Genomic DNA, 25755 nt, shown 5'->3' on the forward strand with positions numbered 1-25755 from the left:
TTTATTCAGCTCCTTTATTACCAGTAGCATATTTCATTATTGTTTCCTGATCAGCCTCAGATTTTTCTAATTCAGCTGTTTTTTTACCTTCAGACATTACAATTATTCGATCACTCATCCCCATTATTTCAGGTAACTCTGAAGAGATCATGATAACTGTAACTCCACTCTCAACCAACTGGTTCATTAATCTATAAACTTCAGTTTTGGCGCCAACATCTATACCTCGGGTAGGCTCATCTAAAATTAAGACATCTGAATCAGTAATTAACCATTTACCAATTACTACTTTTTGCTGATTTCCTCCACTTAGTTTTTCTACAAAAACATCTAAACTTGGAGTTTTTATATTTAATTCATTAACATATTTTTCGGCAATAGTTTTTTCTTTGTGAGTATCCATGGCAAGTTTAGAACTAAAAGTCTTAATTGATGGAAGAGTCATATTCATAACCAGATCCTTATCTAAAAGCAGTCCTAATTCTTTTCTATCCTCAGTTACTAAAGCAATTCCACTGTCAATTGCATCAGCTGGTGATTTAATATCTAATTTTTTACCGTTAAGAAATATCTCACCTTCGCGCTTTTTACCATAGACACCAAAAATTGCATTAACCAGTTCAGTCCGGCCGGCCCCCATCAAACCTGATATCCCGAGAATTTCTCCTTTATAAGCTGTAAAAGAAACATCATCAACTAGCTTCTTATCCGAATTAAAGGGGTCAGGAACTGAAATATTTTTGACTTCCAGGGTTTTTTCCTGACGTTCAAAGTCAACAGTCGGAAATAAATCTTCTATGTCTCTTCCAACCATCCGGTTAATAATTTCATCTAAAGTAACTTCTGAAATGTTAATTTTCTCTCCTATTGTAGCTCCATCTCTTAAAACAACTACCGAATTTGCTAATTCTTCAATTTCTTCCATCTTATGAGAAATATAGATAATTGAAACACCACTTGCCCTTAATTCATTGATTACTGTAAATAATTCCTTAATTTCAGATTCAGTTAAGGCAGAAGTTGGCTCATCAAAAACTAAGATTCTAGTATCTAAGGAAAGAGCCTTTGCAATCTCAACCATCTGCTGTTTACCAACAGTTAAATCACCAAGATCTGTTCTTGGATCAATATCCATATTTAACCGTGACAAAACTTTTTCGGCATTATGATATAATTCTTCCCATTTTATTCCACCAAATTTATTTAACGGTTGTCTATCCAAAAATATATTTTCAGCAACAGATAGGTCAGGCAGCAAATTTAACTCCTGATGAATAATTCCAATTCCAGCCTCTTCTGCTTCTCTTGTATTTTCGAAGCGGACTAATTCATCATCAAGATAGATATCACCTTCATAAGTAGGATAGGGCCAAACACCACTCAGAACTTTCATCAAAGTTGATTTTCCTGCACCATTTTCTCCAACCAGGGCTAAAATTTCTCCTTTTTCAAGAGTGAAATTAACATGGTCTAAGGCTCTCACCCCGGGGAAATCTTTAATAATATTTTTCATTTCTAGAATTTCTTCACCCATAATTTTACCTCCAGAATTGATTGTTTATAAAGCAGTCCCACCTACTGTAGATGGGACTGCATAAGTTATCTAATTCTTATTAGCTTATATTTATTCTTGATCAAAAATTTCTTCAGCTTCATGATATCCATCTGCAACAACAGTATCCATAATATTATCTTCATTAACAACTACAATTTCTGTAACTACTGTTGGAACTTCAATTTGACCATTATCTACATAGCGATCAATTTCTATAATTTCATCAATTGGTCTATCTGGATTTTTGGCGAGAGCCACAGCAGTTTCAGCAGCTGCATAAGCCAAAGGTTTAACTTTTTTGAAAATCTCAATAGACTGTTTTCCTTGTGCAATATATCTAATATTCAATAGATCTGCATCAGATCCAGCAACAAAAACTTTGTCTGTATCTGCCATGTTTTGTGCTTCTAAAGCTCTAACAGCACCAGAGGCAAGTCCACTATTATTTGCTACTACTGCGTCAATTTCGTTATCATAACTGGTTAAGGCATTTTCAGTTGTTTCCATTGCCAGATTTGGAGACCAGCCTTCATGGCTCTGGTCTACAACTAAGTTTAGACCCTCATATTCAGCAACTGTATCTAAAACTCCCTGAGAAAATGCATTAGCATTTGAATCTCCAGGCTGTCCTCTTAAAAGAACTACATTACCTTTTACTTCTCCGCGATTTTCTTTAAACCACTCAACCATAGCTTCACCCTGTAATTCTCCAACTGCCCAGCTATCCTGAGTTAAAAATACGTCTACATTACTGTTCATAATTAGAGAATCATAGTTAATTACAGCAACTCCAGATTCGTGTGCCATTCTTACCATATTGCTTGCTGTACCAGTATTTACAGGCTGTAATACAATTACATCTGCTCCTTGAGTCAGCATATTTTCGAATTTAGAAAGCTGTTCATTTTCATCGTTATTTGCAGAGTCAAAAATTACTTCATCAGCACCTTCTGCTTCAGCTTTTTCTATAAAAGCATCTCTATCTTTAATATATCTTTCTTCCTGCATTGTTTTTAAAAGAAATCCAACTTTGATTTCTCCATCATCTTCTCTTGCACCATCATTATCGCCTAACAGATTGCTCAACCAACCTCCATCATCCTGAGCAAAAGCTGCCATTGAGATTGAGGAAACTAATAAAATTACTACCAACAAAATACTTAATTTTTTCATGATTTACCCCCTAATAGTTTTCTCAATGTGAATCATTATCAACTTATAATCACTTATAATTCTCAAAGAGTTGTTTGATTTGTCTTAATTGTATATAATTATCTGGATATTAACCATGGAATATTTTTTTAAACCCTTGAATATTTTTGCAAGAAAAAAGCCTCAGCTCTAATTTTTAAGCTGAGGCATCTAAATTTATTTAATTTTTATTTAATAGCAATTGGTTTTTAAAGCAGATTAATATTATCACGATATGTTGTTGGTGAAGCACCAACTAATTTTTTAAACCAGGAACTAAAGTAATAGGCATCATTAAAACCAAGCTGATCTGCAATCTGGTATATTTTATCATCGGTAGTTTTTAAAAGTTCTTTAGCTTTATTTAGTCTAATCATATTTAGATAATCACTAAAGCTTTCACCTGTTTCTTCGTGGAAAAGATTGCTTAAATGACCGCTGCTTAAATTAAATTTTCTGGCCAACTCACTTAAAGTTATACCATCCTGATAATTATCAGCTATATATTCTTTCATTTCTTTAATTATTTTCTGATTTTTATCATTAGGATTAAAAGAAATTAGATCATGTAATCTAAGCAAAAACTCTTTTAAAATAATTTCTATCTCCTTTAAGTTATTAGAATCAATTTTTTCAATTCTATCTTTATTTATAATTTCGAGCAAATCTTCAACCCTATAATCTAGATCTTTAATAATTTTAAAACTCTCCAGGATCAAATTATTTAGAACTACATAGAGTTTCTCCCGATTTAAATCAGCATTATTTAATTCATCAATTATCTTATTAACAGTTTTTAGAACATCCTCTCTGCTGCCTCTTTTTAAAACAGCATTTAAATCAATTCTGTCCATAATCAAAGATTGATGCTGAAAAAATTGATCATCAATTAACCAGTTGTAGATTGAGCTTAGCTTGTTCTCATTAATATAACTTGACATTTCAGCCCGTAATGAAGCCAAACGCTGTTCATTATTTTTTTCTTTGATTAATTCATCCCTGGCCTTATTTACAACTTCCAACAGTTTTTTAGATCTAAAGGGTTTTAATAAATACTCATTAACTCCAAAACGAATTGATTTCTGTGCATATTCAAACTCTGCAAAGCCTGAAATAACGATCACCTTAAGCTGACTACTGCTTTCTCTAGCCTTTTCAATCAAATTCATTCCACTCAATTTGGGCATCTGAATATCAGTAACTAGAATATCTATTCCTTTGGTTTTTATAATTTTTAAAGCCTCTGCTCCATCTGCAGCAGCAAATACTTGATAATCATTTCCAGTCCAATCCGTGTTATTTATTAGTTTTTCTCTGATTGGTTTTTCATCATCTACCAGCAGTAAATTATAGACCAAATCATTTACCTCCTCGTTGATCAATTCTTATTGTTACCATAGTTTTTTCGTTTTCGGTACTTTCAACTTGAAGCCCGGAGCTTCCACCATACATTAACTTCAATCTCTGATTTACATTCCGAAGTCCAAAATACTTCTGCTGATCATCTATTTTGAGTTCTCCTGTTAATATTTTATTTATTTCTTCAACTTTTTTAGGAGCAATTCCTACTCCATTATCTACAATTTTAAAATAAATATTTTTATTCTCCCTTAAACCTTTTATGATAACTAAGCCTTTTTTATCAGCTGGAAGCAGCCCGTGATAAATTGAATTCTCAACTATTGGCTGTAATATCAGTTTAGGAATATGTTTGTCCATAATCTCTGGATCCTCTATATCAATAATATATTCATATTCTTCACCATGCCTAAACTGCTGAATAAAGAGATAGTTTTTGACATGTTTAATTTCATTTCTAATTAAAACCATTTCTTTCCCGTGGCTTAAACTGAGTCGGAAAAATTTACCTAAAGCCTCAACCATATGTGTTGCTCGATCAAAATCTTTATTTTCTAATAGCCCAATAATCAAATCAAGAGTGTTATAAATAAAATGTGGTTTTATTTGATTATCTAGACTCTCCATCTCTAACTGTCGTAAAAGTTTTTGTTCCCGCACGTTTTGTTCCATTAACTTATTAATTCTCCGAATCATCTTGTTAAAACTTTGTCCTAACTCTGCAATTTCATCATCTCCACTGATTTCAATCTTTACTGAAAGATCATTTTCTGAAGCACGATGTGTCAGCTCCTGCAGCTTTTGAATAGGTTTAGATAATGATGAAGATAAATAAAGAGTCAGCAAAATAATTAAAATCAAAACAATAATTGTCATGTAAACTGTAAGATTAGTGATGTAATTTAATTCAGCCTCAACTTCATCAGCGGAAGCCATACTGATAATATACCAGCCGGTTACTTCAGAATAAGTAGAAGTTAATAAGTACTGTTCGCCCTCCAAAGTTACTTTTCTATCTGGAAAACCATCACTATAATAAAAGCTTCTTTCCCCAATTCTAGCTTTTTCTGGATGATAAATAATATCCCCATTTTGATCAGCAATTAAAAAATAACTCTTTTCACCAAGGTTAAAATCTGTAAGATCTGCCAGCACATCTAAATCAATATCTGCAGAAATTAAAACATTTTCTTCTGCAATTTCAGGATAATAATACCGAGCTACAGTCACTACTTCCTCTTGAAAATAGTTTATATAGGGCTGAGTAAAAAATGTCTCATCACTTTCGGCAGCATAAAGAGCTTCTTTAAAAGTATCAATTTCAATATTATAAGTTCCATAGCTGCTGATTCTTCTACCATCCTGGAAAGTTATAGCTACATCTTCTAACCCAGGTCGAAGCTGTTTGACATTATTGAAATCCTCCCAAATTCTAAAAGCATACTTTCTACTGTTGCGAAAATCATTAGCCTGAGTTAATTTTATAAATTGATTAATATAAAAATCCTTTTCTTTGCTTAAAAATCTTTCAACCTCAGTAATATAATCTTCTAAATCTCTTTCCATTCTATTTACCATTTCTTGAGAATAATTATTAATCCGATCATTAATGGCGCCACTGTATACATTAAAAGATAAAAAACCAAATAATAAAATCGGCAAAAGCCCAATTATTAAAAATGAGATAATCAATTTAGTTCTAATCGTATGAATTTCTATTCCATTTGCAATTTTTTTAATAAAGTTAAACATCGAATTACCGCCTTATTTAACACGCCATGGTTGATGAATTTTTAGTAATCTGTCTAAGTTTTCCTGATTTGAAATTTCGAGACCAGTTTTAATATATTCGGGAGGTTTAACTCCATATTTTATATAATTATATAAAGTGGATAAACCTTTAGAACCCATAGTAGCCATATCCTGTCCAACTAAATAATGAATTAATCCCCTGTCCTGCAGTACAAGAGCATCATAAAAAATGTCAATCCCCACAGCTACTCCACCATTTTGAGCCCAATGTTGAAAATTTGGTAAAGCCTCTGCCGGAACATAAAAAGGCCAGCCACCCACGAAAAAAATTATATCTATATCTGGATTCTTCTGCACATACTGCTCCAATAATTCTACTGCTAAATTGACATTATCCTGATTTTCTACAATATCTTCAATCACAATATTGGTATCTGAGACAGTGTCCAAAAAAGCATTGATTCGTTTTTCTAAATTCAAGGCACCTTTAACACCAGTCATAATCATTGTTCTCAGTTCTTGATTAGGATCATTATAGTCAATATTTTTCTGATCCAAAACCTGAAGCAGACCTTCCGCCGTTACTTTTCCTGCCTCATAATTATCAATACCAATATTAAAAATACGGTTACTGTTAGGAGCATCTGCATCAAAAGTAGCAACAGCAATCCCAGCTTCCATAGCTCTATTAATTATTCTGTCATATTTAGGAGTGTCATTAACACTGATAATCATCCCATCTACTTTTCGTTCAATTAAACTATCAATAATTTTAATTTGATCTTCAGAATCAAAGCTAAATGACCCCAACCATTCTAAATTAATACCCAAATCTACGGCCTTTTTTTGGGAGTGTTCAAAGGCATCTAAAAAAATTGGGTTTTCTAAAGAACGGGGAACAAAAGCAATTGTCATTTTATCAGAATCTGCTGTTTTTTTGGAGCTGATCTCAGCGCCAGCAGCAGCAGAAAAAATAATGATCATCATAAACAATAACGCAAATACAAGAAATTTATTTGCCTTATTTTTGCGACTATAAAGGTTGAACAACTTTAATCACCTCAGATTAATATTTTATCTAAAAAATCTAAAAATTAAATCAGCAGTTAAACAAAACCTGAGCAATCTTCTCAGCTCTAACTTAACACGCTTTTAATGATAGCAGATTTCACAGTTTTTTTCCACTTTTTTAATTATTTATTTGTTCAAGGCAGGTAATCACAGTACTTTTGTCCAATAATTATTAATAACAGAAAAAAATTTGAAAGGGGAATTCTAATGACAGATAAAAAAGAGTTTTACAAAGTAAAGGCAGAAAATGTAATTAAGTATTTTAAGAAGAGAAATATTGACGGCTACTATGTTGAAAACAAAGAACAAGCTCGAGAAAAAGTACTGGAATTAATTGAAGAAAATGCTTCTGTTTCCTGGGGTGGTTCCATGACCTTAAAAGAGATTGGAATATTTGATGATTTGAAATCAGGCAGCTATAAATTATTAGACAGATCTAAGGCCAGGAATTCTGAAGAAAAAGAAGAAATTTATCATCAGGCACTCAGCGCTGACTACTATCTTATGAGTTCTAATGCAATTACTCAAACCGGAAAACTAATAAATATCGATGGAACAGGCAATCGAATTGCTGCTCTTATCTATGGACCTAAACATGTAATTATTGTTGCTGGAATGAATAAAATAGCAAGTGATGAAGAAAGTGCCCTCAAACGTGTTAATGACACAGCTGGACCAGCAAATGCAATTCGATTAAACAAGGATACTCCTTGTACAAGAGTTGGTTACTGTACCAGCTGCCATGTTGATGATACAATCTGCTGTCATACTGTAACTACTAGATATTCTCATCCAGATGGAAGACTAAAAGTTATTTTAGTTGGTGAAGAGCTTGGTTATTAATGTTAATCCATTTACAGTAATACCTGAGTAATTGTGTTAACTTTAATGTAGTTATGGAGGTGTTTTAAGTGAATGAAACAATAGATGAACTATATAATAATCCTGATAATAAAAGCATTGAAGAAAATTTTCAGTTTATTTTATTTGGAGGAACTGGAGATTTGGCTCACAACAAAATTATCCCTGCTTTTTACAATTTAGCAGCCAAGGATATTTTACCTGATCAATATACAATAATAGCTACCGGAAGGCGCTATGATAATGAAAAAGATTATCTGGATGCTTTATATAATTCACTTATAAGTAAAAAAGGGAAAGTTGATAATCGTATTTGGCAGCTGCTGGCTGATCATATTGATTATTTTCAACTCTCTTTTAAAGATGATAATGATTTTAAACGTCTAAAAAAGACTTTAGAAATTAAAGCAAAAAAAGAAAAAGTCTCTGATCGAATTTTTTATCTGGCTACAGCACCTAATTTTTTTGCTGAAATTGCTGAAAAATTAAAGAGCTTTGGCCTGCTGAATCTAGCTTTAGAAAAAGATAAAGCTCGTTTAGTAATTGAAAAACCATTTGGGCACGATTTTAAATCAGCAAAAAGATTAAATGACACTTTAAACAATATTTTTTCTGAAAAAAATATTTTTAGAATAGATCATTATTTAGGTAAAGAAATGATCCAAAATATAATGGTAATTCGATTAAGCAACCCGATTTTCAGAGCTCTCTGGAATAAAGACCACATTGATAATATACAGATTTATTTAAATGAATCTGAAGGAGTTAAAGATCGAGGAAAATATTATGATGATGCAGGAGTAATTAAAGATATGTTTCAGAACCATATTCTTCAAGTCTTATCTCTAATTGCTATGGAAGAACCTGAAAATTTAACAGCTAAAGAAATTTCTAATAAAAAGGTAGAGGTTTTTAAGGAATTGGCTGATAATGATTTAAGTAATATTGACCGCCATATTGTTAGAGGTCAGTATGATTCCAGTTTTGTGAATGGAGAAAAAATTAATTCTTATCGAGAAGAAAAAGGAATTGATCCTCAATCAGAAACTGCTACCTTCCTTGCCCTTAAACTATTTTTAAATAATGAGCGCTGGCAGGGAGTTCCAATTTATCTCAAATCGGGAAAGAGATTAAATAAAAAAGAAGCTGCAATTGCAGTTGAATTTAAAGATGATTTTCATTCAGCTTATTTAGATCAAAAAAATATAGACAATAATTTATTATTAATAAAAATTCAGCCTGAAGAAGGAGTTTCTCTTAGATTTAATACCCGTAAACCCGCCAGCAGCAATAAAATTATTCCAGTGGAGATGGAATTCTGTCAGAGCTGTCAGCAGTTCTTTAACTCACCGGAAAATTATGAAGTCCTAATTTATGATATGATTGCTGGCGACAAAACTTTATTTACCAGCTGGGAGGAAGTTTCTTATTCCTGGAAATTCATTGATAAAATACAGGCTAAGTGTGCAGATGAAAATATAGAGCTGCATAAATATCCAGCTCTATCACAGGGGCCAACAGCAGCTGATGAACTTTTAGAGACTGATGACAGAAGTTGGTTAGATAACAATTAAAAACTAGTTCTTTGATTAATCCTACTAGAGTAATAATACTCAGCTCATTTTGTGTCCAAGGAGGGGAATTTATGTTTGATATTTCAATGACAATTAGAAAAGAGATGTTAGTTTATAAAGGTAAAGATGAGATCAGACCGCGATTAACAACCGTCAGAGATTTCAGCCAGGGTGATGCTCATGAATCAGAACTTCAGATGAATGTTCATACAGGTACTCATGTTGATGCACCACTGCATATGCTCGAAGACGGTGAAAACGCTAATTTATTTTTTGCAGAAAATCCATTTTACAAGTCCAAATTACTGGATCTAACTGGGCTTGAAGAAAAAATAACTGCAGCTGATTTAAAAGAATTTGATATTGAAAAAAATTCTTTTATAATTTTAAAAACAAAAAACTCTAAGCCTGGATTTTTAGAAAAAACTCCGGAAAAATTTATTTATTTAGCAGAAAGTGGTGCAGATTATTTAATTGGTAAAAGTATTAAGGGTGTAGGAATAGATACAAATGGAATTGAAAGATCTCAGTCAGAACATCCGACTCACAAAAAGCTGCTGTCTGAAAAAATCATGATTCTTGAGGGCCTAAGATTAAATAAGGTCCCAGCTGGAGATTATATAATGCTGCTTTCTCTGCTTAAAATTGCAGATAGCGATGGTCTACCTGGTAGAGCTTATCTATTTGAAAACGGAGAAATCGAAACCATGCTTAAATTATTTAAATAATGTGGTTAAATTTTCATTGGATTCTTTGCTGAATTGTTTTTAGGAGGTAATTAAAAATGGGAAATTATGAAATTGGTTTAGTCGGACTTTCCGTAATGGGACAAAATCTGGCTCTTAATATTGCTAGGAATCATTCGATTGCTGTTTATAACCGAACTACCAGTAAAACAAAAGATTTTATAAATAAGAAAGTTGAAAACCAGCAAATTAAAGGGGCCTATGATTTAGAGGAATTTATCTCTTCTCTGACTAAACCTCGTAAAATTATGCTGATGATCAAAGCAGGTAAACCAGTTGATTTAGTTATTGACAGTCTTTTACCCTATTTAGATGAGGGCGATATTATTATTGATGGTGGAAACTCTCATTTTGGAGACACCAATAGAAGGCAAAAAAATCTTGCAGTAAAAGGGATTCGCTATCTTGGAGTCGGTATCAGTGGGGGAGAATATGGTGCTTTACACGGGCCTTCAATTATGCCAGGCGGAACTAAAGATGCATATGCTGAAGTTTCTGAGATTTTAGAGGATGCGGCTGCTAAAACTGAAAAAGGCGCCTGTGTCAGCTATTTAGGTCCAAAGTCTGCAGGTCACTATGTAAAAATGATCCACAATGGAATTGAATATGGGATTATGGAAGTTCTGGCAGAAATTTACGACTTTATGAGAAAGATTTTAAAACTAGAGGCTGAAGAAATTGGAAATATTTTCGCTGACTGGAACAATGATTTTGATTCTTATCTGTTAGAAATCTCTGCTAAAATTATGAAAAAAGAAGACCCTAAGAGTAATCAGAAATTAATAAATATGATTCTTGATAAAGCCAAGCATAAAGGTACAGGTAAATGGAGTGTGCAGAGTGCTCTGGACCTTGGTACCGCTATTCCAACAATCAATGCTGGAGTCAACGCTCGACTAATGTCAGCAATCAAAACAGAAAGAGTTAAAAATTCTGCTCAGTTTGAAAAAAATGAACATCCAGAACTAAACAAAGAAAAAATGATAGCAAAACTCAAATCAGCTCTGTATTTTGCCTCAGTTATTGCCTATGCAGAAGGGTTTAAGCTCTTAAAAACTGCTTCTGAAGAATATAATTATAATTTAAATTATAAAGAAATTGCCCGTATTTGGGAAGATGGATGCATTATTCGTTCTGGATTATTAGAACCTATTCAAAAAGCATTTGCATCTGAAATGCAGCTTGATACATTAATTACCACAGATCAATTTAAAACTAAACTGACTAGTTCTGCAGCAGACCTGAAAGAAATTATAAATAAAGCTGCTGATTCAGAACTTCCGTTAACCGCTATTCATGCTGCAGTAGATTACTTTAACAGCCTTAAATCAGAAAAAATGCCAGCTAATTTAATCCAGGCGCAAAGAGATTTCTTTGGGGCACATACCTATCAACGCCTCGATGAAGAAGGTACTTTTCACACTGAATGGGAATAAAAATTTAAAACTAAGAAATATAAATAATGTAAGTTTAAGAAAGCTGCGGTAATTACCGCAGCTTTAATTTTTTCAGTTCAACTACAATCTACCATTACCAGAATCACTTAGATCAATTAATCCTTCAGGGTATGGTTTGAAAATTGTTTGAGAAATTAAATAATCGACATTAAATCTAATTACCCATGACCTCAATAAAGCCAACGGCAGTGAAAAAGGAACTTTATCATTTCTAAAATCAGTTAGGGTTTCCAAAAAATATTCTCTTTCATCTTTACTAATTTCAGAAGACACATAACCAAATATATGCTGCAGCATATTAATCCGCCTGCCGGTATCAGGAATTACATTTAATGTTTTAGCAAGCTGCTCTCGATAAGAAGCTGCTGTCTCTTCAAACTTTCCCTTTTTATATGCTGCAATTATTCTTCCCAGTTTATTTAAACCATCCTGATTGTAGGACATTATTAAATATTTATTGTTGCTGTGAAAATCGATTAATTCCTTTATTTTTCCACCTTCAATTACATTTCTTAAATCTGCCAGCATAAAAATTTTAATTAAAAAATTTTCTCTTAATTTAAAGTTTTTAAGTCTTCCCTCATTTTCAATGACTAATGATGGGAACTTCTCAGATAAATTCTTAGTAAAATATCCCGCTCTTTTTTCTCCTAAAGCAGGTACTTTACCTGCTTTAGCATAGACTTTAGAATCATGGCTGGCACAGGATGGAGAACGATTTTTCGCAATAAAACCTTCTACCTCTTCTTCTTTTAATTTATAACTTAGCTCTTCAATATACTCATCCATTTCAGCAGTGTGATCTTCTCCTGTCATCGAATCCACTAAATGATAATCACCATCTCGTTTTATCAGGCGAATTGAGTTTCGAGGAACCCCCAATCCTATTTCTACTTCCGGACAAATTTTTATATAATTTACATGCTCTTCTAATTTACGGACAAACTTATCAGGAATCTTATCCCCATTGTAACGACAATTACAGTATTCCAAACATTTACTTAAGATTAAATTTGGCTGCTTAAATTCTCTCAAATTAAAATCCTCCTGTCTTAAAGTTTATTTTTTAGGAAACCAGGGAAAAAATATATTAGTTTTTTTAGCATATTTTTGATATTCTTCATCATCTGCATATCTTTTCTCAAGTAGAGGTACTCCAGAAACAAAACGCAGCAAATAGGTCATTAAAATAGGACTAAATATAAATTTCCAGCCACCACTTACTGCTAAAGCTATTGTATAAAAGCCCCACCAGACTAAAGCGTCTCCAAAATAATTAGGGTGTCTGGTATACCTCCAGACTCCTTTTTTCATTACATGACCATCTTTTTTAGAATCAGGTAGAGATTTAAACTCACGCAGTTGTTTATCTCCCAAAGCTTCAAAAGCAAAACCAATTCCCCAAATGAAAAGGCCAATAAAATCAATAATTTTTAAATTCTGGTAAGGAGAAGCAATAATCTTAATTATTGGAGTTGATATTATAAATAATAAAACGCCCTGAAGCATAAAGATTCTGAAAAAAGATTTCAAGTAAAAGTTATCCCAGCTTTCTCTCCATTTAGCATAACGATAATCTTCACCTTTGCCTAAATTTCTTTTGAAAATATGATAACTTAATCTTAATCCCCAGATAGTTACGATAAAAGTGATAATAAATGATCTTAAATTATAATTATTTGTTAAATATAGTGCCATATTTGCCGTATAGACATAACCCAATCCCCAACCAATATCCACAATAGAATTATCTTTTTTTAAAACAGCTATCAAAAAAAACAAAGAAAAATAAAGCAGAACTAATAAAAATAGTTGAAAGTAGATTGAAGCAAACATTTTAACAACCCCTTAATTTTCTTCCATTAATGCAACAGCTGTACTACCTCTGCCAGCATTCATTGCAACTATTGGTGAAATAGATTCTAGAAAATCAGCCTCTATATTTAATAATTCGCTAAAAGAATTTTTATACCTTTTTGCTCTTATTAAATCATCACCATGGACAACTGCAAAACGTTTTACCCCACCTGTCTGCTGATGCTTCTTTAAAATTGAATTTATTTTTTTATAATTTCCTTTTTTGCTAAAAGCTGTTGCAAAAGCTATTCCTTTACCTTCTCCGTCAATTGAAATAATTGGCTTTAAATTAAAAAACCCAGCTAATTTCCCTTTTAAGGGACTAACTCGTCCCCCTCGAACCATATATTTAAAGTCACTGACACTAACATAGATATATAAATTTTTTCTAATTGATTTTAAATATTCAACAATCTCTGAAAAACTTTTATCAGTTTCCAGCTGTTCAGCAGCTTCCATGACCAGCAAACCTTCAGCTCCCGAATTTGTTTTAGAATCAATAACTTCTATTTTTAAATCTTTATTATCCGCCAAAATATTTTCAGCTGCCTTTTTTAAATTATCATAAGTGCCACTCATTCTTGAAGAAACAGTAATTGCAATAATCGAATCATAATTTTCTGCAAGGTAATTAAGTTTATCTTCAATTTTTTTTACTGAAGGCTGAGCTGAAGTTGGAAATTCCTCCGCTTGGTCAAGAATTTCGAAAAAATTTTGACTATCAATAGTTAATTTATCTAAATAATTTACACCATCAACTAAAATATTTAGAGGCAGTAGATGAATTTGATGTTGATCTCTAAATTCAGCCGGGAAATCAGCAATCGAATCACATAAAATAGCAGTTTTTGATTTTCTGCGATATTTAACTGCCTGCTGCAGCAGCATATCATCAGCTTTTTGATCAATTAGCTCTGCATACTTATTTAATCTAATAAATAATTCAGGCGGATTATTAGTATGGATATGAACCCTCAGTTTATTTTTGTCACCAGCAGCAATAATTGAATCCCCTAAATCAGAAATTTTTCCTTTTAATTCTGACATATCTATTTTTAAATTTCCAAGATAGGCCTCAGTACAGTAGCGAAATTCTATTTTTTCTTCTTTACCTATATTTTCTTCAGCCAAACTTTCAATTTTAACTGTCTCTTTGATTTTTAGATCTTTAAGATTGCCTTTTTTTATAAATTTAACAATTCCTTCTAAAAAAATCACAAAAGCTTGAGCACCAGAGTCAACCACATCTGCTTCCCTCAGTACTTCAATTTGGTCTTTTGTTCTTTTAAGTGAATTAAAGGCACTTTCAAGCGATTTCTCCATTATTTCTGCAAAATCATTGCTCTTTCTCGTCAAGTTTTTGATAGCTGATGCCCAATCTTTCATTACAGTTAAGATTGTACCTTCTACCGGATTATTTATACCCTGATAAGTGTACTCAACTGCATTTTCTACTACCTGAGCGAATTTATTAACATTAATGCTTTCGTAATGTTCAACATTAATTTTCAAACCATTGATGAACTGAGCAAAAATTATTCCTGAATTTCCAATTGCTCCTTTAAGAGCCGCTTCCCCCATTGAATTAAGAGTAATAGTTAATGAATTATCTTTAACTGCTTCATTTTTTACTATACTCAAAGTCCTTGTAAGATTACTTCCAGTGTCTCCATCAGCAACTGGAAAAAGATTGATTCTATTCAATTCTTTTTTATTAGCTATAACTTCTTTTGCTCCTGATAAAAAAGCATAATAAAGTCTTTTGCCATCAAGGTAAGTTATTTTCATTATTTCTCCTCCTGCCTGAATAAATAATGAGAATCTTTATTAATAACTTTATTATACCTTTTATAGTAGAAAATTAAAAGTTTTTCAAAAATTTATTTAATTTTATTTGACTTTAGATGATTATCTAACTATAATAAATTTAGAAGTTTATAAAAAAGGAGATGTTTTTATGACCGACAAAAATTATCAGTTAGACAGTTCTTTAATATATGAGTTTCTTTTAAGCATTTTTAGATTAGAAAATAATGATATTATTAAAGCTGAATGTTCAGAATTTGAAAAAGATATAAAGATTAATAAAGAAATTAATAACTGGGCAAAAAAAACACTTAAAACTATCCCCAAAAACCAAAAATTAATTATGAATAAATATTTTAATCAGGATAGTTATTTTGCTCTCTGCTTAATTTCAGAAATACCTTATCTTAAGTTAGAAAGTATCCAAGAATATTTAAATTACTTAAAAGAAAAAGAAGAAGCTTCTTTTTTAAAAAAATTTACTGAATCAGGTTATGGAGTTAATCTGTCAGAAAGATTAAAATTAGAAAATGTTAAAGGTTTAATTGCAAATGAGAAGAATGCGGCAAATTTTGTTGATGAAAAAATAAATTTAGCCGCGGAACAAAAATGGAATTTACTGCAGTTTTATTTTAATCCAAAAAAAATGAAGTTAGAATTCTTAGAATTTCTTGAATGGTATTACGAAAATATTTTTAAAAAAAATTCAAATTGGATCAATGAAAAACTGACAAAAATAAATGAAAATTATGCAGAAAATCTTAAACGTTATGGTAAAAAATATATTGAAAGTATTTTAGGAAAAGTAATAGATAATCCTTTAGATGCTGAAAATAATTATTTGGTTTTTTCCTATTTTTATGAAATTTCTTTTTTGAATAGTATTTCTGAGAATGGAGATAATTTTTATCTGATTGGATTTCGTTTCCCAGAAGTTTTTGCAGGCAGTAAGGAAGGACTCTTAGGCAGCTTAGAAATATTTAAGGTTTTAGCAGATGAAACAAGACTAAATATTATTTCACTTTTAGCAGATAAAACTATGTATGGTAATGAGCTAGCGGAAAAATTAAATTTAACTAATGCTACTATTTCACATCATATGAGCAAATTATTGATGTATGATATTATTAAAGCTAATAAAGAGAATAACAAGCTGTATTTTAAACTTAATAAAAAATCTTTTAAAAAAATAATCTCAAATTCAGTTGAAAATTTATTGTAATTTTTTTAAGTCTTATTTAGATAGCTATCTAAAATTGATATTTTATAAGATTATTTAAAAACGGGAGGGTCAAAATGTTAAGCAAAAAAATTAAATTGTCCTTAAATTATTATGGTTTTGTTCTATTAAATATTTCTCTCTATATTTTTTTGAGTGCTGTTATTTATTATTTACTTAACCTTAATCTCCATCTGCTTAAATTATCAATAATCATAACTAGCTTTATACTTTGTTATTATCTAAGTGCTAAAAATCTTGATTGGGTTCTCAATAAGTTCAAACTAAAAAACATACTTATTAGCACTAAATTTCTGCTGGCTTTAAACTCTGCTTTAACATCTATTTTAATCTTTAATAAAATTGGCTTAAATATTCCAATATTATATTCACTAATTTTAGTATCTGCTTTCTTGTCCGGAATTTTAGCAAAAGCATACAGCAGTTGTTGTAAGAAAAGACAGGAAAAACAGGAAGTGATTTATCACCAAAATTTAGAAAAAATAGTTATTTCTATTATTATATTCACAACAGCACTAATTATAAATGTCGAGCTAATTCCTTTAATCCTGTTTAGTACCTCAATTTATTATTTGATATCTGCATATTTAAGTACATTTTAATATTTACAGATTTATTACAAAAAATGACATCCTTTTGAAGGATGTCATTTTATCTCTTTAAAAATTTTTAGGTATTTTTAACAGCAGCTAATTCATCGCTAATTCTTGATAAATTTTTTCCGTAACGCAGATCTTCTCGTAGATCAGTCATTACTTTATCCAAAACCTTGAGTTCCTGCATTAATTCTTTTTCTTCTGCGGTGGTCTTAATTATATCTTTTATTCCACCATTATTAATGATAATTCTCTTATCTCCCATTAATGCTAAAATCGGATCGTGAGTAGCCATTAAAACTACTTTTTCCTCTCCAACTAGAAGCTCTAAAGCTTTTTCACGGTTGATTCCGGCATTTTCTATTTCATCAATTAAGATAATTGGAGAAGAACTTAAAATAGCTGTGTCTGCAATCATTAAAGCTCGGGACTGTCCACCACTCAAACTGGTAATCTGAGCATCACGGCTGAACTGCTCACCTGCCAGCTGATTTGCTTCTGCAAAGATTCTTTCTACAACTTCTTCCTGGTTATCTATCAAACGACTTTCAGCATGTAAATTTAAAAATTCAATTACTGAAAGATCCATAACAAAGTTCATATTTTGAGAAAGCTGGGCTACTAACTTTTTTCCTCCAGTAAAGCGCCACTTTTTATCAGGGACTTCATCATTAATCAAAATTTGTCTTTCAGTTGGAGTATCTCCCTGAGCTGTCCATTCTATATCTGCCAGCAGTCTACTTTTACCAGAACCAGTTGGGCCAACTATAGAGATAATTTCTCCACTTTTAATGTCCAGTTTATCATAATTTTCTCGTTCTCCATCTTTATCCTTACCTGCAAGAATAGAAAGAGTTCCAACAACCGAATCATTTTCACCAAGAAATTCCTGCATATTTCTAATATGAGAAATCAAACTGTCTGCAAATTGATCTACATCAAAAACTACATCTTCCATTTCTTCCACTGTTAAGTCTGCAAAAATTTCTCTTAAGCTTTTATCTCCATCATCAACGGCTAATTTTTGACCATCGAAAAAGCTTTCAGTATATGGATATTTTTCTATAATTTCATTTACTGTTGAATTTTTTAATTCTTCTTTTTTTATCATTACTCATCACCCAGTTCTATTTTTCTAACATTACCTAATTGGTGTTCTTCTCCAATTCTTGTTTCACCAAGACAGTAGGAGCACATAGCTGAAGGCATAGAAAATCTAAGTTTCTTACCAGTAACTGTATCAATATGGTCTTCTTCATCATAGAGCAGAGTTGAAAACTCAAATGCACCCTGACCTGTTAATCCATTAACATTCATTACCATTGCATCTGGGTTAACAGTGCTAACTCTAGAGGCAAAAACTTCTCTTTCAGCCTGAGAAACAATGTCGCCTTTGGTAATAACTACAATATCTGCAGTTTTCAGCATTGGTCCAATTTTTTTCGGAGTATTAATTCCACTTAAATTATCAATTACACAAATTGCTTTGATGTCTTTGATATAGGGAGAACAGCGATTACATAAACCCGCACTTTCAGTGATTAAAAGGTCTAACTCCCTTTCTCTTCCCCACTGTACAACCTCTTCAATATTGCTAACAAAATAATGGTCAGGGCAGAGTGAACCAGATAAACCTTTTTTGACAGGCACTCCAGCTTTTGCATAGAGTTCATCATCATCTGTATATAAACAGTCAAATTTTACTACTCCAACTTTAAGCCCCCGCTGCTGAATTGCTTCAATAGTTTTCAAAATTACAGCAGTTTTACCTGAAGAAGGAGGTCCGGAAAAAGTTACTAAATTCATACTGCAGCCACCTCCACTGCTTTATTAAATTCTGCTTCTAAGTCTCTTAAAAGTTCGCCAGGGTTTTCTCCTCTTAAGAAATCCCAACCCGGCCACATAAACTTTGCGTTTTCTGGCAGCCCATTGTCAACTTCTGGCAGCACACTTGGAAACAAACCTTGTTCGGCTAGAATTTTACCCATTTTTTCAGATGCCATTAAATCAATTAAAGGCTGCATCTTTTCATTTTTAGACTTTTTAGTTAACATAAAGATTGGAGAAACAATTGCTCCATCTTCAGGCCAAACAAATTCCATATGAGGAAAACGCTTTGCCATTCTAGTAAAGAAGTAAGGCATAATTGTAATTGCTGGCTGATCATCAGCTTTACGGCCTCCATCTTTAACCATTTGAGATGGGTGAAGAGCTTTTTTCATGGAACGCCCAAGTTTTTGGACTCCTTCTCTACCATAACTCTTATAAATATTTAACAAGATTGCATTAAAAAGATCAAAATCACTAACAGGTAAACTTACACTGTTTTCAAATTTTTGACTCAAAATCTCTTCCCAACTTCTGGGTACTTCGCGGCCATCTAACTCTTCCTTATTAACTAGGAATACTGCTGGAACTATACTGAGAACTGAATAGTCATCTTCCGGATCTAAAAGATCAACACCTGCTTCAGAAAAGTCCTTGTTTAATTTCTTAATTCCTGTCGCATCTTTAAAAACATCCTGGCGGCGGAATCTATCCATCAAATCCTTATCAAAGAAAAGATCAAAACCTGCAGAAATAAAGATATCAGATAATTCATCTTCACTTTGAATCTCATCAAATCCATCCTGCAGCCATTCAAGACCCTGAGATGCTGATTTAAGATCAAGTTCTACCTCATATTCCATTTCAGCAGATTTTTTTTCTAATTCCTCAGTCATTGGTATTTTCACTGGACAGGGTAAAGAACCTGAAATTTTAATTTTTTCTCCACTGCTATTTTTGACAGATTTTTTAACTATCTCTGTTTCCATTAATTCAATTAATTTTTCTAAATCTAAATTTTTGAGTCCTGCTGCCTGCTTTAATGTCACCTGCTTACCAAAACTCTTTCTCTTAGCTTCATCATCTAACTGACTAAATCCTTTATTAACAAGTACAGAAATAACTGCCGGATATTCTTCAGTTATTTTAAATAAATTTTTATTAACATCAATTTTTCTTTCCATTTTATATGCACTCCTTTTCTTTAGCTTAATTTTTTTATTGATTTGAATCAGGCACAAATGAAATAATCACCGAGCATTATTTTTATTAAAATATTTATTGACTATTTAAAGTTTAGCATTTTACTCAAGTTTATTCTGTGACATAACTCACTCAAAGATATTTTATTTAAAATTTTATTAAATAATTATTCAGAACATCTTCAGAACATCTAAAGTATAACATCAGCAAAAATTTTGTTCTGCGTATTACGTCACATAATAAATTGTCCATCTATTATTAAAAGCTAATTTTTATTTCAAAGTTGAGTAATCAACTTGATTTTTTAGCTTTTATTGCTTATTATAGAATTAGAAAATAAATATGAGGTGGATATTAATGAGTGTAGTTAAAGAAATTCCTTTTTTCAGTTTACTGACTGAGGCTGAACTAAAATTAATTGATGATATTGCCACAAATAAGAGATTCAAAAAAGGTGAATACATATTTTTTGAAGGTGAAGCTGGAGAAAAGTTTTATATTATAAAAGATGGCCAGGTTAAATTAACTAAAATGATTAAAAACGGTGATGAACAAATACTAAATATTTTCAGTGATCATGATATAATTGCTGAAATTGTTGCCTTTGATAAAGGTAATTATCCAGCATCAGCCATTACTATGACAGATACTGATGTTATTGTTTTTGATCAGTCTGAACTGGAAAATTTAATTTTAAAGTACCCTTCAATTGGACTAAAACTGCTGCGTGAAATGAGTAATAGACTGAGGAGAGCTCAGCAAAATGTTAGGGATTTAGCCTTAAAAGATAGCTCTGCCAGAGTTGCAGGTTTATTAATCTTTTTAGCTGAAAAATACGGAAAAAAGAAAAAAGATAAAGTGATCCTAGATATTTCTCTTACTCAACAGGAACTGGCAAGTATGATCGGAAGCAGTCGTGAAACTGTCTCCAGAGTCTTAGGGCAGTTTGAAACTGAGGATTTAATTAAAACTTCTCGAAAAAAAATAATAATTTATAAAAAGGACAAAATAAAAGCTTATACTTAAAAAATGTTAAATATTTAACTTTATTATATATAATAATACCATATAATAGCATAACCTTATATAAGATAATAAGGAAATAATTAGGAGGTTAAATAATGATCAAAGGATTAGTTTTATTATTTATTTTAGGAATAGTAGCATCTCCACAAATAATTGAATTCTATCGTTTAATAAGGAAATAACTCAAAAGTCTTGAGCATAGAAATTGCTCAAGACTTTTTTTGTTTTATTTTATTTTAAAACCTATTAAGTTTCTTTAACCTAAGTCATATCTAACAATAAACCCTGCCTCTTTTTAACTCCAAAGTTTCACTCATCAGCACTTAAGCTAAATAAATTTTCATTGAAATAAAAAGCATCCGTATTATTTTTTAATTATTTTCTTGATATGCTTTTTTGGATTCTTCAATAACTTCGAAAGCTTCTTCAATTCCAGCCCAACCAATTATATCGACCTTTTTCTCCTCTAAATTTTTATAGACAGAGAAAAAGTGTTCATATTCTTTTAAAAGATGCTCTTCCAAATCATAAAGAGTATTTGTATTTCTAAACCTGGGATCATGTTCAGGTACAGAAAATATTTTTTCATCTCTTCCTTTTTCATCTTCCATGATAAACATTCCAATCACTTTAGCTGTAATAATACAGCCTGGAAAAGTGGGGAAAGTTGTTAAAACCATTGCATCAAGAGGGTCACCGTCATCAGCTAAAGTTTCTTCTAAATATCCATAATCTGCTGGATAATAAACAGGAGAATACATTACTCTATCAAGTCTAAACTTTCCTTTTTCTTTATCATATTCGTATTTGTTATTACTGCCCTTAGGAATTTCTACAAAAACGTCAATTAAATTATTACTCATTTTTATCCCTCCAGTTTATAAGTTTTATTTTACAAAAAATATATTAGGACTTCAGAAACATTACATTTATTAGCATCTCAATTAGTTATTCATAATTATAGTTGCTTTGCTAATAATTATTTCTTGATAAATAGTCCTTTTCCTGCAATTATCTTCAGCAATTATAAATTCTTTTGAAAAGTAAAATCTACAATATTTATAATTAATAATATTTATCAACATTACTTTTAATTTAAAACTATTATGATATAATTAGCTAAAGATTTACTTTTTTCAACAATTTTCGCACTATTAATCAAAAGCTGGAGGTAGTTATATGTTTTTTAAAAATTTAAATATTGCTAAAAAAATATTTTTAGTAATTGGGCTAAGTTTTTTAGTTTTAGTATTGATTATGGGATTTTTTTTCAATCATCAGTTTAATAATTTACGTGAGGAAAACTCTGAAACAGTCAGCAGATATCTGCTTGAGTTAGAAAAAGAAAGGATAAAAAATGCTACAGAAACAGCTTCACAGTTCTTAGGAGAATTGAGTCTTTCAAACAGTGATTTAAGTGAAGAAGAATTAAAACAAATCATCAAAGAGTATAATAAAAATATAGGTTTTGGTGAAATTGGTTATTTCTTCATCTATAACAATAATGGAAACACTGTTTCACTACCTCCTTCTCCAGAAGTAGAAGGTACTGACAGATGGGATCTTCAGGATTCTAATGGTAAATATATAGTTCGCTCACTAGCAGAAGTGGCTGCTGATGGGGGTGGATTTGTCGAATATATTTATCCCAATCCAGATACCGGTGAACCAGAAAATAAGATCAGTTATGCCGCTGCAATCGAAGGAACAGATTATTTTATTGGTGCCGGAACTTATGAAGGAATAATTAACGGTCAGGTAAGTGCTGTCCGCTCTGAACTGGAAACAATAATTGGTGAAATTTCTACAGCCTTAATTATTTTCTTATTTGCTGCTGCAGTTATTTTTACCCTGATAATTATCTTTATCTCTCGTTACATATCAAAAAATATAAATAAAGTTTTAATTGGTATGAATAAAATGGCAGACGGAGACCTAACTTACAGAATGGACATGGAAAGTGAAGATGAAATTGGGAAGCTGGCTCAAGCATATAATAAAACTGCTAAATCACAAAAAGAAATGATTGCTGAGATTCAAATCGAAATTAGTGAGTTAAGTGCCCAAAGTGAGGAGCTAGCCGCCTCTGGCCAGGAAGTAGAAAGAGCTGCAGAACAGGTTGGAGGAGCAATTGAAAATGTTGCCTCTGGAGCAGAAGAGCAGTCAGCCCAAATATCTGAGACCAGCCGAAACTTAAATCAGTTGATTTCTCAAATTGATACAACAAGAAAGAAATCAAAAGATATGGATCAGTCTTCAAATCAAGTTATTAAAAATGTTAAAACTGGTACTGAATCAATGGAGAGCTCAATTAAACAGGTTAATAAAGTTAAAGACAATTCAGCAGAAATAGGAGTCACTATTAATAATCTGGGAGATCTATCAGAAGAAATTGGAAACATCGTTCAATTAATCAATAATATATCACAGCAGACAAACTTACTGGCACTAAATGCAGCCATTGAAGCTGCTAGAGCCGGTGAAGCGGGACGAGGATTTTCTGTTGTTGCTGATGAAATTAGACAGCTGGCTGAAGAATCTGCTGAAGCTACAGATAATATTTCTAAGTTGATTGATAAAATACAGGCCGGAGTAAATAATGCAGTTCAGAAGATGGATGGAACTGAATCTGCTGTCAACAGCAGTGTAGAAGTAATTGAAAATACTGGTGAGGTGTTTAATAATATTGAAAAAGCTGTTGCTAATTTAAGCAGTTTAATTACTGAAATTGACACTGAAACTCGTCAAATGGCTGCTGTCAGTGATGATGTAAATAATATGATTAATAATGTAGCTGCAGTAAGTGATGAAGCAGCCAGCAATGCAGAAGAAGTCGCTGCCTCCAGTGAAGAACAGATCGCTTCTACTGAAGAAATTGTCTCCGCTGCCCATAGACTATCTAAAATGTCAGATAACCTGAAAAATATGATTGCTAACTTTAAAATAGAATAAAGGCTTAGTTACTCTAATTTAATAATTAAATCAATTATCCCCCTGCACTGGAGCAATTCTCCAGACAGGGGGATAATATTAAGTTCTACTATTTTGATTAAATTTTAATTTTTATTTTTTTCCAGACGGGCAAATAAAATATTGTTCTCCAGATGGATATGCTGAAAAAGATCAGATTCTAAATCCTCAAACAAACTGTAGCATAGTTTAAAAGAGTTACAGGCATTTTCGGGTAGACTATAATCTGCTGTAACTTCTCTCAATTCTTTGATTATCTCACCTGCTGTATCATGTTCAGTTTCTAATTCAAGAATTCCTTTTAAGGTCTCCTCATTTTCATCACCATTTTCAGACTGTGAATACTTTATAATTAGAGGAAAAATATCCTCTTCTTCTTTGATTAAATGTTCTTCTAACTCCATTCTTAAAGTATTAAATAGATTGTGAACCTTTTTCAAAGTTTGACCATGTTTTTCTCGATGTGCACGCAGAATCTTTTTTGTCAGCTCTGAAAGCCGAGGCAGCGTCTGCTGTAAAAATCCGTGATGTTTATCTATTATATAATCTATCAGCTGTGATTGAGACAAATTTTTCGGATCTTCAATTTCCTGATAATAATCATTTTTTTCAGAGTAATTTTGATTTATGGTCTTAAGTATTTCTTCCGCCTTAAAATCATCATTTAAATCTTCTTTAACAGCCAGCATTAATTCTCGATCTCCACCACAGCAAAAATCAATCTTATTTTCCTTTAATATTTCTGCAGCACCCGGAAATTCTGTTACAATATTTCCGACTTTATCATTTAATTTAAACATTTTTTCACCTCTTTTTTTAAAATTATGTGCTTTTAATTTATCAGCCTAAAAAGTTTAGTTAGCTGCAAGTTCCTCTTCCGGTGTAAAGCTGCAGTAACCAATCTGATCACTCTGAGACTTTATTTCTTCCCATTTTTCTTCTGCAATTATATCTTTAGCTGTTGGATATAGAATATTATTTTCTTTAAAAATATGGTCTCTTAAAGTAATTACAACATATTCTGAATGCATCTTTAATTCTTCTTTAAACCTATCAAAATTCATCTCGGCAGCATTTTCTGCCAGCTTCATTATTTCTTCCTTGTGGGGCCAAAGATCATCGTGCTCCATCCGCATAATTCTGGTTGGACCTGTTACTCCACTTTTATCCACCTCAGGGAAAAGAGTTTCTTCTTCTCTTGTATGGTGTTTTTCTGTATCCAGCAATTTAGTTCCGATGTCTTTTAATTCTTCAAATAGAGGGTTTTCTGCCTCAAATTCATTCAGCTTTTGAATTTCAGCATTTACTTCATCCAGACGATCTAATATTTTAAGAATTTCTTCATGTTCAGAGATTAAAGTACTTAATGGGTGGCCAACTGGAACATTAGCCTTCAATGCCTTTAATTCCTCTGCCATCGCTTCAATATGAGCAGTACAGAGGTGTCTTAATTCAGTTTCTTCTAAACCATCATTAATTAATTCCTGTTCAGCTTCAGATAATTCTTTAGCACTGATGCTATTTATTAACTCCTGTGCCTCTTTTTTTACTTTTTCAGTTTCCTCACCACTATTTAATCTTTCTAAAAGATTCTTAAGTTCTTCTTTTCTTGTTTCTGCAGTCATTGTACTGCCTCCTTATATTAATTATATTTTAATCTTGAG

Annotated in this window: 21 protein-coding genes; 7 read left to right on the top strand and 14 right to left on the bottom strand. The window is 31.8% G+C overall.

The genetic code is table 11. From position 1 onward, the window contains the following. Position 1: 1 nt before the first annotated feature. From ACZ446_RS10050 to ACZ446_RS10070, 5 genes are all read right to left on the bottom strand, one after another. On the bottom strand, positions 2-1534 hold the full coding sequence (locus ACZ446_RS10050) for a sugar ABC transporter ATP-binding protein (RefSeq protein WP_464392424.1): 1533 nt from the start codon (positions 1532-1534) through the stop codon (positions 2-4). Between the two features lie 90 nt (positions 1535-1624). Next, a complete protein-coding gene (locus ACZ446_RS10055) occupies positions 1625-2728 on the bottom strand; it encodes a sugar ABC transporter substrate-binding protein (protein ID WP_464392425.1) in 1104 nt (367 codons plus the stop codon). Between the two features lie 227 nt (positions 2729-2955). Then, positions 2956-4104, bottom strand: coding sequence for a response regulator (locus ACZ446_RS10060; protein ID WP_464392426.1), 1149 nt, complete (start codon positions 4102-4104; stop codon positions 2956-2958). A 1-nt stretch (position 4105) separates the two neighbouring features. Continuing rightward, entirely contained in the window at positions 4106-5857 is a 1752-nt protein-coding gene (locus tag ACZ446_RS10065; RefSeq protein WP_464392427.1) for a sensor histidine kinase, read from the bottom strand. Between the two features lie 12 nt (positions 5858-5869). Then, positions 5870-6844 carry a substrate-binding domain-containing protein gene (locus ACZ446_RS10070; protein WP_464392428.1) on the bottom strand — a complete coding sequence of 325 codons (975 nt, stop codon included), beginning with the start codon at positions 6842-6844 and terminating at the stop codon, positions 5870-5872. Positions 6845-7135: 291 nt separating this feature from the next. Here ACZ446_RS10070 and ACZ446_RS10075 point away from each other — a divergent pair, with 291 nt between their 5' ends. The 4 genes from ACZ446_RS10075 (at position 7136) to gndA (ending at position 11545) form a co-directional block, all read left to right on the top strand. After that, entirely contained in the window at positions 7136-7771 is a 636-nt protein-coding gene (locus ACZ446_RS10075) for a lactate utilization protein (protein ID WP_464392429.1), read from the top strand. Positions 7772-7839: 68 nt separating this feature from the next. Continuing rightward, the gene (gene zwf / locus ACZ446_RS10080) at positions 7840-9363 is read left to right on the top strand and encodes a glucose-6-phosphate dehydrogenase (RefSeq protein WP_464392430.1); all 1524 of its coding nucleotides are present in this window, start codon (positions 7840-7842) and stop codon (positions 9361-9363) included. A 71-nt stretch (positions 9364-9434) separates the two neighbouring features. Next, positions 9435-10091, top strand: coding sequence for a cyclase family protein (locus ACZ446_RS10085; RefSeq protein WP_464392431.1), 657 nt, complete (start codon positions 9435-9437; stop codon positions 10089-10091). A gap of 56 nt (positions 10092-10147) precedes the next feature. Further along, positions 10148-11545: an NADP-dependent phosphogluconate dehydrogenase gene (gene gndA, locus ACZ446_RS10090; RefSeq protein WP_464392432.1), complete on the top strand. Its 1398-nt coding sequence runs from the start codon at positions 10148-10150 to the stop codon at positions 11543-11545. 81 nt (positions 11546-11626) lie between these two features. Here gndA and ACZ446_RS10095 read toward each other — a convergent pair whose 3' ends face one another. From ACZ446_RS10095 to ACZ446_RS10105, 3 genes are read right to left on the bottom strand one after another with little or no spacing between them, the layout of a single operon-like run. Then, positions 11627-12601 carry a YbgA family protein gene (locus ACZ446_RS10095; protein WP_464392433.1) on the bottom strand — a complete coding sequence of 325 codons (975 nt, stop codon included), beginning with the start codon at positions 12599-12601 and terminating at the stop codon, positions 11627-11629. 24 nt (positions 12602-12625) lie between these two features. Further along, positions 12626-13402, bottom strand: a complete 777-nt coding sequence (locus ACZ446_RS10100) for a DUF1295 domain-containing protein (protein WP_464392434.1) — start codon at positions 13400-13402, stop codon at positions 12626-12628. Positions 13403-13414: 12 nt separating this feature from the next. After that, complete coding sequence (locus ACZ446_RS10105; protein ID WP_464392435.1) at positions 13415-15211, bottom strand: DAK2 domain-containing protein; 1797 nt, start codon at positions 15209-15211, stop codon at positions 13415-13417. A 169-nt stretch (positions 15212-15380) separates the two neighbouring features. On the opposite strand from ACZ446_RS10105, the gene ACZ446_RS10110 reads away from it, so the two are divergent. Continuing rightward, the gene (locus tag ACZ446_RS10110; protein WP_464392436.1) at positions 15381-16451 is read left to right on the top strand and encodes an ArsR/SmtB family transcription factor; all 1071 of its coding nucleotides are present in this window, start codon (positions 15381-15383) and stop codon (positions 16449-16451) included. A 687-nt stretch (positions 16452-17138) separates the two neighbouring features. Here the strand turns inward: ACZ446_RS10110 and ACZ446_RS10115 are convergent. From ACZ446_RS10115 to ACZ446_RS10125, 3 genes are read right to left on the bottom strand one after another with little or no spacing between them, the layout of a single operon-like run. Beyond that, positions 17139-18176: an ATP-binding cassette domain-containing protein gene (locus tag ACZ446_RS10115; RefSeq protein ID WP_464392437.1), complete on the bottom strand. Its 1038-nt coding sequence runs from the start codon at positions 18174-18176 to the stop codon at positions 17139-17141. Beyond that, the gene (locus ACZ446_RS10120) at positions 18176-18871 is read right to left on the bottom strand and encodes a GTP-binding protein (RefSeq protein WP_464392438.1); all 696 of its coding nucleotides are present in this window, start codon (positions 18869-18871) and stop codon (positions 18176-18178) included. The genes ACZ446_RS10115 and ACZ446_RS10120 overlap by 1 nt, the downstream gene beginning before the upstream one ends. Then, the gene (locus ACZ446_RS10125) at positions 18868-20076 is read right to left on the bottom strand and encodes an ABC transporter substrate-binding protein (RefSeq protein ID WP_464392439.1); all 1209 of its coding nucleotides are present in this window, start codon (positions 20074-20076) and stop codon (positions 18868-18870) included. Before ACZ446_RS10125 ends, ACZ446_RS10120 begins: the two co-directional genes overlap by 4 nt. Positions 20077-20452: 376 nt before the next feature. On the opposite strand from ACZ446_RS10125, the gene ACZ446_RS10130 reads away from it, so the two are divergent. After that, positions 20453-21121, top strand: a complete 669-nt coding sequence (locus ACZ446_RS10130; RefSeq protein WP_464392440.1) for a Crp/Fnr family transcriptional regulator — start codon at positions 20453-20455, stop codon at positions 21119-21121. Positions 21122-21492: 371 nt separating this feature from the next. Here the strand turns inward: ACZ446_RS10130 and ACZ446_RS10135 are convergent, their stop codons facing one another. Then, entirely contained in the window at positions 21493-21984 is a 492-nt protein-coding gene (locus ACZ446_RS10135; RefSeq protein ID WP_290768905.1) for an inorganic diphosphatase, read from the bottom strand. Positions 21985-22300: 316 nt separating this feature from the next. On the opposite strand from ACZ446_RS10135, the gene ACZ446_RS10140 reads away from it, so the two are divergent. After that, positions 22301-24073 carry a methyl-accepting chemotaxis protein gene (locus ACZ446_RS10140; RefSeq protein ID WP_464392441.1) on the top strand — a complete coding sequence of 591 codons (1773 nt, stop codon included), beginning with the start codon at positions 22301-22303 and terminating at the stop codon, positions 24071-24073. Positions 24074-24177: 104 nt separating this feature from the next. On the opposite strand, the gene ric is transcribed toward ACZ446_RS10140, so the two are convergent. Together ric and ACZ446_RS10150 are read right to left on the bottom strand one after the other, a co-directional pair. Beyond that, a complete protein-coding gene (gene ric, locus ACZ446_RS10145) occupies positions 24178-24891 on the bottom strand; it encodes an iron-sulfur cluster repair di-iron protein (protein WP_464392442.1) in 714 nt (237 codons plus the stop codon). 54 nt (positions 24892-24945) lie between these two features. Then, positions 24946-25716 (bottom strand): DUF438 domain-containing protein, encoded by a 771-nt coding sequence (locus ACZ446_RS10150; protein WP_464392443.1) that lies wholly within the window; start codon positions 25714-25716, stop codon positions 24946-24948. Positions 25717-25755: the final 39 nt, after the last annotated feature.

This window comes from Halanaerobium sehlinense (assembly GCF_055379485.1).